The following is a 14,774-nucleotide window of genomic DNA, read 5'->3' as shown; positions in this document are numbered from 1 at the left end:
AAATAAAAATAAATTATTCCTAATTTTAAAATAAACATCTCTGAAATTAAATTATATAGGAGAAGAGAGAAATAACCCCTTCTCCCAACAAACTACCTTCATTATTTCATAGAGAAAAGCAATATTCTAGCGGACATGCATATCGTTAGGGTGAGACCCTTTACGTCTATTAATATTTAATTGATTAATCGAATTCACTTCATTTACATCTAATTCGAAATCAAATACCTGGAAGTTTTCTTCAATTCTTGATGGAGTAACAGACTTAGGAATTACAATTGTATGGTTTTGTAAATGCCAGCGCAATACAACTTGAGCTGGTGTTTTTTTATGTGCATCTGCAATATTTTTAATCACTTCATCTTGCAATACTTCTCCACCCTGATCTAACGGACTCCACGCTTCTACAAAAATATCATGCTTTGCACAATACTCCTTTAGTTCCTTTTGAGCTAAGTATGGATGACATTCCACCTGATTTAGAACAGGTTTTACTTCACATTCATTTAATATCCGCTCTAAATGTTCAATTTCAAAGTTACAAACTCCAATAGCCTTCACTTTTCCATCCTTATATAATTTTTCTAAAGCTTTGTATGTATCCACATAACCATCAAATTGAGGAGTTGGCCAATGAATTAAATATAAATCCACATATTCAAGACCTAATCTTTCTAAACTTTCATCAAAAGCCTTTAATGTATTTTCATAACCTTGATCACTGTTCCAAACCTTTGTTGTAATAAATAACTCTTCACGGGGAACAGAAGATTCTTTTATTGCTTTCCCTACACCCTTTTCATTTTTATAAATCATTGCCGTATCAATCGAGCGATAACCTACTTCTAGTGCTTTTGCAACTGCACTAGTTGCTTGCTCATCTGCAACTTGCCAAACACCAAAACCTAATTGAGGCATTTTTAAACCATTATTTAATGTAACAAATTCCATTTTTCATTTCTCCTTTTTGTAAGTTTATCTTTTTACTATCATCCTTATAATTAACTCATACGTACAAATACTAGCCTCTTCCTTATTCGCTATCAGATACAATCGATTAAACATTAAGTTTATCCTTCACTTCAATTTATCCAATAAAGATTATGTATAACCAAAACCACCCCCTTAGAGGACAACTTCAATTAAATTGGTATATTTCCTATTTCAACTTGCTAAATCGCTGCATAATATTTTAAGGAATACTCTACTAGGTTTACTTGATTGATATTTTACAAGACTTAATATAATAATGTAAGTAGTGAAATTTTTATGACATAGTTACTTATATTTAACTTACTATGAATTATTAAGTAGGAGGTATAGAATGGAAATTCCATGCTCAATTGAAAAAACACTAGATATCATCGGAAATAAATGGTCTTTTCTAGTGCTAAGAGAATTATTTGAAGGGACAAAACGTTTTAACGAATTACGGAGGTCCATTGAAGGGATAAGCCCTAATTCTTTAACTACAACGCTTAAACATTTAGAAAAGAAAGGGATTATTATTCGAACAGCTATACCCACAGTTCCTATTACTGTCGAATACTCTCTTACGGAAAAAGGAGAATCCTTTCATAGTGTATTAAAGGAAATGAAAAAATGGGCTGCAGAATGGGCATAATCTATTTAATAAGTTTATAAAGCAAACTTCATTTAAAAACGGTATCCCATCTATATACTCATCAAAATAACAGAGCATTTGTCAGGTCTACCATTATTCATTTAGAAAGATCACTTTTTATAGTATACAAAAAGACCTAAAAGCAATAAGCCTTTAGGTCTTTTTAATTGCCTGGCGACGTCCTACTCTCACAGGGGGAGAACCCCCAACTACCATTGGCGCTGAGAAGCTTAACTTCCGTGTTCGGTATGGGAACGGGTGTGACCTTCTCGCTATCGCCACCAGACTATTTTATTTTGAGGTTATTCCCTCAAAACTAGATTATGAAGTAAAAGAAAGAAATAAGTAATCTTTCTTAGCTTACGCTAAGAGTTTTTTAGTTAAGTCCTCGATCTATTAGTATCAGTCAACTCCACATGTCGCCACGCTTCCATCTCTGACCTATCAACCTGATCATCTTTCAGGGATCTTACTAGCTTACGCTATGGGAAATCTCATCTTGAGGGGGGCTTCATGCTTAGATGCTTTCAGCACTTATCCCTTCCGCACATAGCTACCCAGCGATGCCTTTGGCAAGACAACTGGTACACCAGCGGTGCGTCCATCCCGGTCCTCTCGTACTAAGGACAGCTCCTCTCAAATTTCCTACGCCCACGACGGATAGGGACCGAACTGTCTCACGACGTTCTGAACCCAGCTCGCGTACCGCTTTAATGGGCGAACAGCCCAACCCTTGGGACCGACTACAGCCCCAGGATGCGATGAGCCGACATCGAGGTGCCAAACCTCCCCGTCGATGTGGACTCTTGGGGGAGATAAGCCTGTTATCCCCGGGGTAGCTTTTATCCGTTGAGCGATGGCCCTTCCATGCGGAACCACCGGATCACTAAGCCCGACTTTCGTCCCTGCTCGACTTGTAGGTCTCGCAGTCAAGCTCCCTTGTGCCTTTACACTCTACGAATGATTTCCAACCATTCTGAGGGAACCTTTGGGCGCCTCCGTTACTTTTTAGGAGGCGACCGCCCCAGTCAAACTGCCCACCTGACACTGTCTCCCACCCCGATCAGGGGTGCGGGTTAGAATGTCAATACAGCCAGGGTAGTATCCCACCAATGCCTCCACCGAAGCTGGCGCTCCGGCTTCCAAGGCTCCTACCTATCCTGTACAAGCTGTACCAAAATTCAATATCAGGCTGCAGTAAAGCTCCACGGGGTCTTTCCGTCCTGTCGCGGGTAACCTGCATCTTCACAGGTACTATAATTTCACCGAGTCTCTCGTTGAGACAGTGCCCAGATCGTTACACCTTTCGTGCGGGTCGGAACTTACCCGACAAGGAATTTCGCTACCTTAGGACCGTTATAGTTACGGCCGCCGTTTACTGGGGCTTCAATTCAGAGCTTCGCACTACACGTGCTAACCCCTCCTCTTAACCTTCCAGCACCGGGCAGGTGTCAGCCCCTATACTTCGCCTTGCGGCTTCGCAGAGACCTGTGTTTTTGCTAAACAGTCGCCTGGGCCTATTCACTGCGGCTCTCTCGGGCTTTAACACCCAAAAGAGCACCCCTTCTCCCGAAGTTACGGGGTCATTTTGCCGAGTTCCTTAACGAGAGTTCTCTCGCTCACCTTAGGATTCTCTCCTCGCCTACCTGTGTCGGTTTGCGGTACGGGCACCATAAATCTCGCTAGAGGCTTTTCTTGGCAGTGTGGAATCAGGAACTTCGGTACTATATTTCCCTCGCCGTCACAGCTCCGCCATATGGTAATGGGATTTGCCTCATTACCGGCCTAACTGCTTGGACGTGCTAATCCAACAGCACGCTTACCCTATCCTCCTGCGTCCCCCCATTGCTCAAATGATTTAAAGGTGGTACAGGAATATCAACCTGTTGTCCATCGCCTACGCTTTTCAGCCTCGGCTTAGGTCCCGACTAACCCTGAGCGGACGAGCCTTCCTCAGGAAACCTTAGGCATTCGGTGGATGAGATTCTCACTCATCTTTCGCTACTCATACCGGCATTCTCACTTCTAAGCGCTCCACCAGTCCTTACGGTCTAGCTTCAACGCCCTTAGAACGCTCTCCTACCACTGACATCATAGATGTCAATCCACAGCTTCGGTGATACGTTTAGCCCCGGTACATTTTCGGCGCAGAGTCACTCGACCAGTGAGCTATTACGCACTCTTTAAATGGTGGCTGCTTCTAAGCCAACATCCTGGTTGTCTAAGCAACTCCACATCCTTTTCCACTTAACGTATACTTTGGGACCTTAGCTGGTGGTCTGGGCTGTTTCCCTCTTGACCACGGATCTTATCACTCGTAGTCTGACTCCCAAGAATAAGTATTTGGCATTCGGAGTTTGTCTGAATTCGGTAACCCGATGGGGGCCCCTAGTCCAAACAGTGCTCTACCTCCAATACTCTCAATCTTGAGGCTAGCCCTAAAGCTATTTCGGAGAGAACCAGCTATCTCCAAGTTCGATTGGAATTTCTCCGCTACCCACACCTCATCCCCGCACTTTTCAACGTGCGTGGGTTCGGGCCTCCATCCAGTGTTACCTGGACTTCACCCTGGACATGGGTAGATCACCTGGTTTCGGGTCTACAACCACATACTATTTCGCCCTATTCAGACTCGCTTTCGCTGCGGCTCCGTCTCTTCAACTTAACCTCGCATGTAATCGTAACTCGCCGGTTCATTCTACAAAAGGCACGCTATCACCCATAAAAGGGCTCTAACTACTTGTAGGCACACGGTTTCAGGATCTATTTCACTCCCCTTCCGGGGTGCTTTTCACCTTTCCCTCACGGTACTGGTTCACTATCGGTCACTAGGGAGTATTTAGCCTTGGGAGATGGTCCTCCCTGCTTCCGACGGGATTTCTCGTGTCCCGCCGTACTCAGGATACACTCAAGAGGGAACGAAGTTTCGACTACAGGGTTTTTACCTTCTACGACTGACCTTTCCAGATCGATTCGTCTACCCCGTTCCTTTGTAACTCCATATAGAGTGTCCTACAACCCCAAGAGGCAAGCCTCTTGGTTTGGGCTAATCCCGTTTCGCTCGCCGCTACTCAGGGAATCGCGTTTGCTTTCTCTTCCTCCGGGTACTTAGATGTTTCAGTTCCCCGGGTCTGCCTTCAGTACCCTATGTATTCAGGTAAAGATTCTATCCCATTACGGATAGAGGGTTCCCCCATTCGGAAATCTCTGGATCAAAGCTTACTTACAGCTCCCCAAAGCATATCGGTGTTAATCCCGTCCTTCATCGGCTCCTAGTGCCAAGGCATCCACCGTGCGCCCTTTCTAACTTAACTTAGTTGTCGGCTAAAGATAAACTTCACATCTCTTCGTCAGCTTCTTCACTCTGCTCCTCACGTACTGTCGTACGCTCCGGTGCTCGCTCCGTCGCTTCCTTGACCTGCTCGTTTCTCTTTACCCTCCATTCTTTGAATAGGTATTCGTTTAATACGATTACTTTTCAAAGAAATAATTCTCTAACATAGAGAATCTAAGATGGCGATTACTCGGTTTCTTTCTTGTTTTTACTATTCATAATCTAGTTTTCAAGGAACAATTTCGGCTAAAGATAAACTTCGCATCTCTTCGTCAGCTTCTTTGCTCTGCTCCTCACGTACTGTCGTACGCTCCGGTGCTCACTCAGGCACTTCCTTGATCTACTTGTTTCTCTTTACCCTCAAACTTCTTACTGTTTTGAGGAATTAATTGCTCCCTCAAAACTGAACAACAAATCGTCAACAATCTATGATGGAATGTAAATTCCATTTTCCTTAGAAAGGAGGTGATCCAGCCGCACCTTCCGATACGGCTACCTTGTTACGACTTCACCCCAATCATCTATCCCACCTTAGGCGGCTGGCTCCAAAAAGGTTACCCCACCGACTTCGGGTGTTACAAACTCTCGTGGTGTGACGGGCGGTGTGTACAAGGCCCGGGAACGTATTCACCGCGGCATGCTGATCCGCGATTACTAGCGATTCCAGCTTCATGTAGGCGAGTTGCAGCCTACAATCCGAACTGAGAATGGTTTTATGGGATTTGCTCGACCTCGCGGTTTTGCTGCCCTTTGTACCATCCATTGTAGCACGTGTGTAGCCCAGGTCATAAGGGGCATGATGATTTGACGTCATCCCCACCTTCCTCCGGTTTGTCACCGGCAGTCACCTTAGAGTGCCCAACTTAATGCTGGCAACTAAGATCAAGGGTTGCGCTCGTTGCGGGACTTAACCCAACATCTCACGACACGAGCTGACGACAACCATGCACCACCTGTCACTCTGTCCCCCGAAGGGGAACGTCCTATCTCTAGGAGTGTCAGAGGATGTCAAGACCTGGTAAGGTTCTTCGCGTTGCTTCGAATTAAACCACATGCTCCACCGCTTGTGCGGGCCCCCGTCAATTCCTTTGAGTTTCAGCCTTGCGGCCGTACTCCCCAGGCGGAGTGCTTAATGCGTTTGCTGCAGCACTAAAGGGCGGAAACCCTCTAACACTTAGCACTCATCGTTTACGGCGTGGACTACCAGGGTATCTAATCCTGTTTGCTCCCCACGCTTTCGCGCCTCAGCGTCAGTTACAGACCAAAGAGTCGCCTTCGCCACTGGTGTTCCTCCACATCTCTACGCATTTCACCGCTACACGTGGAATTCCACTCTTCTCTTCTGCACTCAAGTCCCCCAGTTTCCAATGACCCTCCACGGTTGAGCCGTGGGCTTTCACATCAGACTTAAAGGACCGCCTGCGCGCGCTTTACGCCCAATAATTCCGGACAACGCTTGCCACCTACGTATTACCGCGGCTGCTGGCACGTAGTTAGCCGTGGCTTTCTGGTTAGGTACCGTCAAGGTACAAGCAGTTACTCTTGTACTTGTTCTTCCCTAACAACAGAGCTTTACGATCCGAAAACCTTCATCACTCACGCGGCGTTGCTCCGTCAGACTTTCGTCCATTGCGGAAGATTCCCTACTGCTGCCTCCCGTAGGAGTCTGGGCCGTGTCTCAGTCCCAGTGTGGCCGATCACCCTCTCAGGTCGGCTACGCATCGTTGCCTTGGTGAGCCGTTACCTCACCAACTAGCTAATGCGCCGCGGGCCCATCTGTAAGTGACAGCGAGATGCCGTCTTTCAGCTTTTCCTCATGAGAGGAAAAGGATTATCCGGTATTAGCTCCGGTTTCCCGAAGTTATCCCAGTCTTACAGGCAGGTTGCCCACGTGTTACTCACCCGTCCGCCGCTAACTTTAAAAGCAAGCTTTTAAAGTCCGCTCGACTTGCATGTATTAGGCACGCCGCCAGCGTTCGTCCTGAGCCAGGATCAAACTCTCCAATAAAGAGTTGATTAGCTCATTGCTAAACTCTAGCTTTTTTGTTACTTGTTTTTGTTCTATAACGTTCGTTATAAAACGATTATTGTTGACGTTTGTTTGTTCAGTTTTCAAACAGCAATTTGTTTGTTGCTTATCAGAGGCAACTTTTATATAATATCACAATATTCATTTGAAAGTCAATAACTTTTTTCAAAAAAAATTCAACTGTCAAATTATCATACTGGCGTCGCTTTTAGAAGCAACTTTTATATAATAGCAATTATTGACTAAATCGTCAACTACTTTTTTATCGTTCTATTAAACTTTGGGAATAAATAACCGGAGCGCACTTGGATCCATCAATTTTTATTAATCCTATTCGATTTATTTTCCCCTCTATCTTTTCATTTATCTCTAAACAATAACTATATGCCTCCTGTAGCTTTTCTTGAGAAAGTCTATTAGCTAAAGTGCAATGCGGAACCCATTTTCTAGGAAGGTATAACGAGTCTTCCTCTTTATTATAAGAAGCAAAATATTGATGATGATGATGATGATTAGAATGAAAATCCATTAGCTCTTTTGTTACAGTCGGGGAATAAAAGAGTGTTCGTGTACTCACAAAAGATCCTATTGTTTGAAAATCAAGTTGGACTTGTCTCTTATTTTTATAAAATATTTCTATCTCATTTATAAAATTCTTTACAGGGATTTCCTTATAGCTAGCTATAGTAATATGTGGTACTCTATCTTCCACCTCTTGCGCATAATAGGAGATTTTATTACTCTCTAATCCTTCCCATATCTTTTTTATCTTTTGTTCTAACGTAGCATCAAATAAAGCAATTACAGCATACATTACGAAATCACTCTTCCTTATTAGTAAATAGCTCTTAGCTAATTTTATCAGAAGTTTATCATACAACAATTGAAAATGCTCTACACTATCTCATAATTTAATAAAGAGAGATTATTAAATTAAATTCAGCAAAAAATATTTATTAATTAATGAACGATTTGCTGAAGTTAACCGTCTTATGATTTGAAAAGGAAAGGGGGCATCAAACTAATTTTGGAGAACGAGAAGAAACTTATCATACTTGCAAAGAAAGGAAATGAAGATGCCTTCGTAAATTTATTTCAATCACACTACTCCTTTCTATATAAATATTTGCTAAAACTGACTTTAAATGAAGAAACCAGTTCAGATTTAGCACAGGAAACGATGTTGAAATGTTACGAAAAACTCAACTCTTTTAATGGAGACAGTAAGTTTTCGACCTGGTTGATTGCCATTGCTTCAAGACTCTATATCGATCAACTTCGAAAACAAAAAAGGGAAACAAATTGGATCAACCAAACAAAAGTTGCTTTATCTAGACAGTTAATATGGAAAGCAAAATCTCAGGGGATAGAATGGAGTGACACTTTTACCGATTTCAATAATTTAGAAGCAGAGTTCCGTATCCCCATTCTTCTTCGCCACTATTATGGCTACACCTATGAGGAAATCGGGGAACTACTTCAAATTAGACCAGGAACAGTAAAGTCTCGGGTTCATAACGGCATAAAGAAACTAAGAAAGGAGTGGACATTCCATGATGAATGATAATAATCAATCAGAAAAAATTATAAAAAACTTACAAGAAGATTGGAATCAACTCGAAAAACTTTCTACTAGCGAAGAACCATCTGCACTTTTCTTGAAGGATAATCTGCAACACTATCAATCCCGAAAGAAAAAAGCGTTCTATAGAGAATTAAAGTTGTTTATTATAACAGCTATCTTTTTGCTTAGTTGTTTGTCTATCCTAGCATTCCAAACCCTTTATATTATAGCCATTATAGAAGTTGCATCTATCATAGTTGCTCCTATTGTTTACTTTATGCTAACGCGAAAACAAGAAGGGAAGATATTCGATGACAGAAATTAACCCTTATTTATTATTTCTACTTATTCTCTCCCTCTTAGCACAAGGAACCTTTCTTTTTATTCACGCAAAAAAAAATAGGAGCTTCGCATGGTTTTGGGGGATATGGGGATTAATTTCTCTTCCACTCCCTTCTATTATCTACTTACTATTTATTATCTTGCCGCAAAAAAGAAAAGCACGAAAGGAGAAATAACATTGGAAGAATTATTACATGTAAATTGGTCACTTATAGCTCCCATTCTTATTCTTCAATTTATATTAACAATTACAGCACTTATTAGCTGTATCAAACAGGGAGATACAAATGGACCAAAATGGTTATGGATTCTACTTATCCTATTTATTAGTTTATTTGGTCCCATTTTATATTTTGTAGTTGGTAGAAAAAATAACTAGGAGGCATAAAGATGTTCGTACAAGTAAATCAATTACAAAAAGTATTTAAAGGGCATACAGCAATTAAAGGAATTACCTTTAATATAAAAGAAGGAAGTTGCACTGCATTACTAGGACCAAACGGAGCTGGTAAAACAACAACACTTCATATGCTGTCAGGTTTATTATCCCCGACAAAGGGCACTATTACTTACAGCGAAGAAAGGGATTATCGCAGTCATATCGGTTTTATGCCTCAGCATCCTACTTTTTTTAATTGGATGACTCCCATTGAGTTTCTGCAATTCGCAGGTAAACTATCAGCAGTTCCAAAACATCTGTTAAAAGAACAAGTAAACAATACTCTCTCTTTCGTAGGACTAACAGAGGCAAAGAACAGGAAGATTGGTGGTTTTTCTGGCGGAATGAAACAACGACTAGGATTAGCCCAAGCAATTTTACATCAGCCAGAGCTATTAATCCTAGATGAACCAGTTTCTGCTTTAGACCCTACTGGAAGAAGAGAAGTTCTTACACTTATGGAGAAATTAAAAGAAAGAATGACTATCCTTTTTTCCACACATGTGCTTCACGACGCAGAACAAGTTTGCGATGAAGTTCTTATGTTAAAAGATGGAGAAATAAAATGGGATGGTTCCTTAACCTCCCTAAAAAGAACCTTTTCGCACACAGCTATCCATATCGAAACGGTAGAACCTATAAAAAATGCTTTTGATAATCTAATAAAGCCACATACTATTCACTTTACCACTGAAAATAATGCGACTATTTTAGAAATAACACCGTCTTTGCATACAAACGATTTATTAACTACTCTAATAAGTAAAGGATACACAATTCAATGCTTTGAAGTAACAGAGGATTCTCTAGAGGATGTCTATATGAAGGTGGTTGAGATATGAAAAATTTTATCACTTTATTTCAAAAAGAAATGCTAGAAAGTAAAAGAAACGGAAAATGGATTTGGCTTCCAGTAGTTATAATGATTTTAGGAATTTCCCAACCAATTACAACTTACTATATGCCACAAATTATTGAGAAGGCCGGAAATCTACCCGAAGGCGCGAAGATTGAATTTCCAGTCCCTACAGGAGCAGAAGTATTAGCAGCTACTTTATCTCAATACGGAACAATTGGTACACTTTTATTTGTCCTAGCCACAATGGGAGTTATCTCCCAAGAACGTCAAAATAATGTACTTACCCTTATTATGGCACGCCCTGTTACTGCCTTCCAATACATAGCCAGTAAATGGTCAAGTCAGGTTATCATTGCATTAACCTCCTTGTTTTCAAGCTATGTTCTGACATGGTATTATACAAATTTATTATTTTCACCTGTTCGATGGATAGATGTACTTATTAGCTTCCTAATATATAGCCTATGGATAATTTTTATTCTCACTTTCACCATTTGGTTAGGAACATTCTTAAGAAATAGTGGCGGTATTGCTGGCGTAAGCATAACATTACTAGCTGCCCTTTCCTTACTCACCGGACTTGCAACCAAATATATGAAATGGAGTCCTGCTACATTAAGGGATCAAGCAACTAGCATCTTAATAGACCAAAAAAATCTCGATACATTCTTTCTACCTGTTTTTTCAACAATCATACTATCAATTATTCTTTTTGCACTAGCAGTAAACACTTTAAAACGATTTGAGCACTTTTGATAGGGATTAGGACAAAACAATGGAATCAAAGGTAGGAGAGAAGTTTCAATATAACAATGCAGGATATATCTTGCTGGGATTAATCGTGGAGCAAATCAGCGGATTTTCTTTTACTGATTATATCGAGGAATATATCTTTAAAAAAGCAGGTATGAAAAATTCTGGTTATTATGAATTCGATGCACTTCCCAAAGACACTGCATTAGGTTATATTGATTTACCTAATGGTAGATGGAAAACGAATATTTACTCATTGCCTGTAAAAGGTGGTTCTGACGGAGGAGCATTTGTCACCGCAGATGATATGGTAAGTTTATGGGACGCACTTCTAAACAACCTATTACTAAGCCAAGAATATACTCGCAAGTTACTTACACCATTTACTCAAACAAAAAAGTTAACCGGATTTTATGGTTATGGGATATGGATTGAGAAAAGGAATAATAGTGTTGTTAAATATCATATTATGGGATATGACCCTGGAGTTAGCTTTCACTCTGCTTTTTACCCTAATTCACTAATTACAACTGTTATTTGCTCATATAAATCTGATGGTGCCTATAACATTGCGAGAGAGATTGAAGATGAATTATTGTTAATAACAGAATAAATACACATTCCTACAAAAAGACCTAAAAGCAATAAGCTTTTAGGTCTTTTTAATTGCCTGGCGACGTCCTACTCTCACAGGGGGAGAACCCCCAACTACCATTGGCGCTGAGAAGCTTAACTTCCGTGTTCGGTATGGGAACGGGTGTGACCTTCTCGCTATCGCCACCAGACTATTTTATTTTGAGGTTATTCCCTCAAAACTAGATTATGAAGTAAAAGAAAGAAATAAGTAATCTTTCTTAGCTTACGCTAAGAGTTTTTTAGTTAAGTCCTCGATCTATTAGTATCAGTCAACTCCACATGTCGCCACGCTTCCATCTCTGACCTATCAACCTGATCATCTTTCAGGGATCTTACTAGCTTACGCTATGGGAAATCTCATCTTGAGGGGGGCTTCATGCTTAGATGCTTTCAGCACTTATCCCTTCCGCACATAGCTACCCAGCGATGCCTTTGGCAAGACAACTGGTACACCAGCGGTGCGTCCATCCCGGTCCTCTCGTACTAAGGACAGCTCCTCTCAAATTTCCTACGCCCACGACGGATAGGGACCGAACTGTCTCACGACGTTCTGAACCCAGCTCGCGTACCGCTTTAATGGGCGAACAGCCCAACCCTTGGGACCGACTACAGCCCCAGGATGCGATGAGCCGACATCGAGGTGCCAAACCTCCCCGTCGATGTGGACTCTTGGGGGAGATAAGCCTGTTATCCCCGGGGTAGCTTTTATCCGTTGAGCGATGGCCCTTCCATGCGGAACCACCGGATCACTAAGCCCGACTTTCGTCCCTGCTCGACTTGTAGGTCTCGCAGTCAAGCTCCCTTGTGCCTTTACACTCTACGAATGATTTCCAACCATTCTGAGGGAACCTTTGGGCGCCTCCGTTACTTTTTAGGAGGCGACCGCCCCAGTCAAACTGCCCACCTGACACTGTCTCCCACCCCGATCAGGGGTGCGGGTTAGAATGTCAATACAGCCAGGGTAGTATCCCACCAATGCCTCCACCGAAGCTGGCGCTCCGGCTTCCAAGGCTCCTACCTATCCTGTACAAGCTGTACCAAAATTCAATATCAGGCTGCAGTAAAGCTCCACGGGGTCTTTCCGTCCTGTCGCGGGTAACCTGCATCTTCACAGGTACTATAATTTCACCGAGTCTCTCGTTGAGACAGTGCCCAGATCGTTACACCTTTCGTGCGGGTCGGAACTTACCCGACAAGGAATTTCGCTACCTTAGGACCGTTATAGTTACGGCCGCCGTTTACTGGGGCTTCAATTCAGAGCTTCGCACTACACGTGCTAACCCCTCCTCTTAACCTTCCAGCACCGGGCAGGTGTCAGCCCCTATACTTCGCCTTGCGGCTTCGCAGAGACCTGTGTTTTTGCTAAACAGTCGCCTGGGCCTATTCACTGCGGCTCTCTCGGGCTTTAACACCCAAAAGAGCACCCCTTCTCCCGAAGTTACGGGGTCATTTTGCCGAGTTCCTTAACGAGAGTTCTCTCGCTCACCTTAGGATTCTCTCCTCGCCTACCTGTGTCGGTTTGCGGTACGGGCACCATAAATCTCGCTAGAGGCTTTTCTTGGCAGTGTGGAATCAGGAACTTCGGTACTATATTTCCCTCGCCGTCACAGCTCCGCCATATGGTAATGGGATTTGCCTCATTACCGGCCTAACTGCTTGGACGTGCTAATCCAACAGCACGCTTACCCTATCCTCCTGCGTCCCCCCATTGCTCAAATGATTTAAAGGTGGTACAGGAATATCAACCTGTTGTCCATCGCCTACGCTTTTCAGCCTCGGCTTAGGTCCCGACTAACCCTGAGCGGACGAGCCTTCCTCAGGAAACCTTAGGCATTCGGTGGATGAGATTCTCACTCATCTTTCGCTACTCATACCGGCATTCTCACTTCTAAGCGCTCCACCAGTCCTTACGGTCTAGCTTCAACGCCCTTAGAACGCTCTCCTACCACTGACATCATAGATGTCAATCCACAGCTTCGGTGATACGTTTAGCCCCGGTACATTTTCGGCGCAGAGTCACTCGACCAGTGAGCTATTACGCACTCTTTAAATGGTGGCTGCTTCTAAGCCAACATCCTGGTTGTCTAAGCAACTCCACATCCTTTTCCACTTAACGTATACTTTGGGACCTTAGCTGGTGGTCTGGGCTGTTTCCCTCTTGACCACGGATCTTATCACTCGTAGTCTGACTCCCAAGAATAAGTATTTGGCATTCGGAGTTTGTCTGAATTCGGTAACCCGATGGGGGCCCCTAGTCCAAACAGTGCTCTACCTCCAATACTCTCAATCTTGAGGCTAGCCCTAAAGCTATTTCGGAGAGAACCAGCTATCTCCAAGTTCGATTGGAATTTCTCCGCTACCCACACCTCATCCCCGCACTTTTCAACGTGCGTGGGTTCGGGCCTCCATCCAGTGTTACCTGGACTTCACCCTGGACATGGGTAGATCACCTGGTTTCGGGTCTACAACCACATACTATTTCGCCCTATTCAGACTCGCTTTCGCTGCGGCTCCGTCTCTTCAACTTAACCTCGCATGTAATCGTAACTCGCCGGTTCATTCTACAAAAGGCACGCTATCACCCATAAAAGGGCTCTAACTACTTGTAGGCACACGGTTTCAGGATCTATTTCACTCCCCTTCCGGGGTGCTTTTCACCTTTCCCTCACGGTACTGGTTCACTATCGGTCACTAGGGAGTATTTAGCCTTGGGAGATGGTCCTCCCTGCTTCCGACGGGATTTCTCGTGTCCCGCCGTACTCAGGATACACTCAAGAGGGAACGAAGTTTCGACTACAGGGTTTTTACCTTCTACGACTGACCTTTCCAGATCGATTCGTCTACCCCGTTCCTTTGTAACTCCATATAGAGTGTCCTACAACCCCAAGAGGCAAGCCTCTTGGTTTGGGCTAATCCCGTTTCGCTCGCCGCTACTCAGGGAATCGCGTTTGCTTTCTCTTCCTCCGGGTACTTAGATGTTTCAGTTCCCCGGGTCTGCCTTCAGTACCCTATGTATTCAGGTAAAGATTCTATCCCATTACGGATAGAGGGTTCCCCCATTCGGAAATCTCTGGATCAAAGCTTACTTACAGCTCCCCAAAGCATATCGGTGTTAATCCCGTCCTTCATCGGCTCCTAGTGCCAAGGCATCCACCGTGCGCCCTTTCTAACTTAACTTAGTTGTCGGCTAAAGA

At 43.2% G+C, this 14,774-nt stretch carries 9 protein-coding genes and 5 rRNA genes; 7 read left to right on the top strand and 7 right to left on the bottom strand.

Going from position 1 to position 14,774, the window contains the following annotated elements:
• Window positions 1-126: 126 nt before the first annotated feature.
• Window positions 127-951: an aldo/keto reductase gene (locus tag HHU08_RS03060; RefSeq protein ID WP_016205472.1), complete on the bottom strand. Its 825-nt coding sequence runs from the start codon at window positions 949-951 to the stop codon at window positions 127-129.
• A gap of 373 nt (window positions 952-1,324) precedes the next feature.
• Between HHU08_RS03060 and HHU08_RS03055 the strand changes: the two genes are divergently transcribed.
• Window positions 1,325-1,624 (top strand): winged helix-turn-helix transcriptional regulator, encoded by a 300-nt coding sequence (locus HHU08_RS03055; RefSeq protein ID WP_016205471.1) that lies wholly within the window; start codon window positions 1,325-1,327, stop codon window positions 1,622-1,624.
• Window positions 1,625-1,793: 169 nt separating this feature from the next.
• Here the strand turns inward: HHU08_RS03055 and rrf (HHU08_RS03050) are convergent.
• The 4 genes from rrf (HHU08_RS03050) to HHU08_RS03035 form a co-directional block, all read right to left on the bottom strand.
• Window positions 1,794-1,910: ribosomal RNA gene (gene rrf / locus HHU08_RS03050) — 5S ribosomal RNA — on the bottom strand.
• Window positions 1,911-2,000: 90 nt separating this feature from the next.
• Window positions 2,001-4,938: ribosomal RNA gene (locus HHU08_RS03045) — 23S ribosomal RNA — on the bottom strand.
• Window positions 4,939-5,416: 478 nt separating this feature from the next.
• A 16S ribosomal RNA gene (locus HHU08_RS03040) occupies window positions 5,417-6,966 on the bottom strand.
• Together the 16S, 23S and 5S rRNA genes form the textbook arrangement of a ribosomal RNA operon.
• A gap of 283 nt (window positions 6,967-7,249) precedes the next feature.
• The gene (locus tag HHU08_RS03035; protein ID WP_169187771.1) at window positions 7,250-7,801 is read right to left on the bottom strand and encodes a 2'-5' RNA ligase family protein; all 552 of its coding nucleotides are present in this window, start codon (window positions 7,799-7,801) and stop codon (window positions 7,250-7,252) included.
• Window positions 7,802-8,014: 213 nt separating this feature from the next.
• Here HHU08_RS03035 and sigY point away from each other — a divergent pair, with 213 nt between their 5' ends.
• From sigY to HHU08_RS03005, 6 genes are all read left to right on the top strand, one after another.
• The gene (sigY, locus tag HHU08_RS03030; RefSeq protein ID WP_205835566.1) at window positions 8,015-8,551 is read left to right on the top strand and encodes an RNA polymerase sigma factor SigY; all 537 of its coding nucleotides are present in this window, start codon (window positions 8,015-8,017) and stop codon (window positions 8,549-8,551) included.
• Entirely contained in the window at window positions 8,541-8,876 is a 336-nt protein-coding gene (locus HHU08_RS03025; RefSeq protein ID WP_016205440.1) for a YxlC family protein, read from the top strand. Before sigY ends, HHU08_RS03025 begins: the two co-directional genes overlap by 11 nt.
• A gap of 195 nt (window positions 8,877-9,071) precedes the next feature.
• Entirely contained in the window at window positions 9,072-9,272 is a 201-nt protein-coding gene (locus HHU08_RS03020) for a PLD nuclease N-terminal domain-containing protein (RefSeq protein WP_016205438.1), read from the top strand.
• An 11-nt stretch (window positions 9,273-9,283) separates the two neighbouring features.
• Window positions 9,284-10,174, top strand: coding sequence for an ABC transporter ATP-binding protein (locus HHU08_RS03015; RefSeq protein WP_169187769.1), 891 nt, complete (start codon window positions 9,284-9,286; stop codon window positions 10,172-10,174).
• Complete coding sequence (locus tag HHU08_RS03010) at window positions 10,171-10,947, top strand: ABC transporter permease (RefSeq protein WP_016205436.1); 777 nt, start codon at window positions 10,171-10,173, stop codon at window positions 10,945-10,947. The genes HHU08_RS03015 and HHU08_RS03010 overlap by 4 nt, the downstream gene beginning before the upstream one ends.
• 19 nt (window positions 10,948-10,966) lie before the next feature.
• Window positions 10,967-11,557 carry a serine hydrolase domain-containing protein gene (locus tag HHU08_RS03005; RefSeq protein ID WP_328822983.1) on the top strand — a complete coding sequence of 197 codons (591 nt, stop codon included), beginning with the start codon at window positions 10,967-10,969 and terminating at the stop codon, window positions 11,555-11,557.
• Between the two features lie 55 nt (window positions 11,558-11,612).
• On the opposite strand, the gene rrf (HHU08_RS03000) is transcribed toward HHU08_RS03005, so the two are convergent.
• Window positions 11,613-11,729 (bottom strand): 5S ribosomal RNA (rrf, locus tag HHU08_RS03000).
• A 90-nt stretch (window positions 11,730-11,819) separates the two neighbouring features.
• Window positions 11,820-14,757: ribosomal RNA gene (locus HHU08_RS02995) — 23S ribosomal RNA — on the bottom strand.
• Window positions 14,758-14,774: the final 17 nt, after the last annotated feature.

Origin of the sequence: Niallia alba (assembly GCF_012933555.1) — a bacterium.
Classification (GTDB): Bacteria; Bacillota; Bacilli; order Bacillales; family Cytobacillaceae; genus Niallia; species Niallia alba.
The sequence above is the reverse complement of the archived record's forward strand: the minus strand, read 5'-3'. Positions and strand labels throughout refer to the sequence as shown.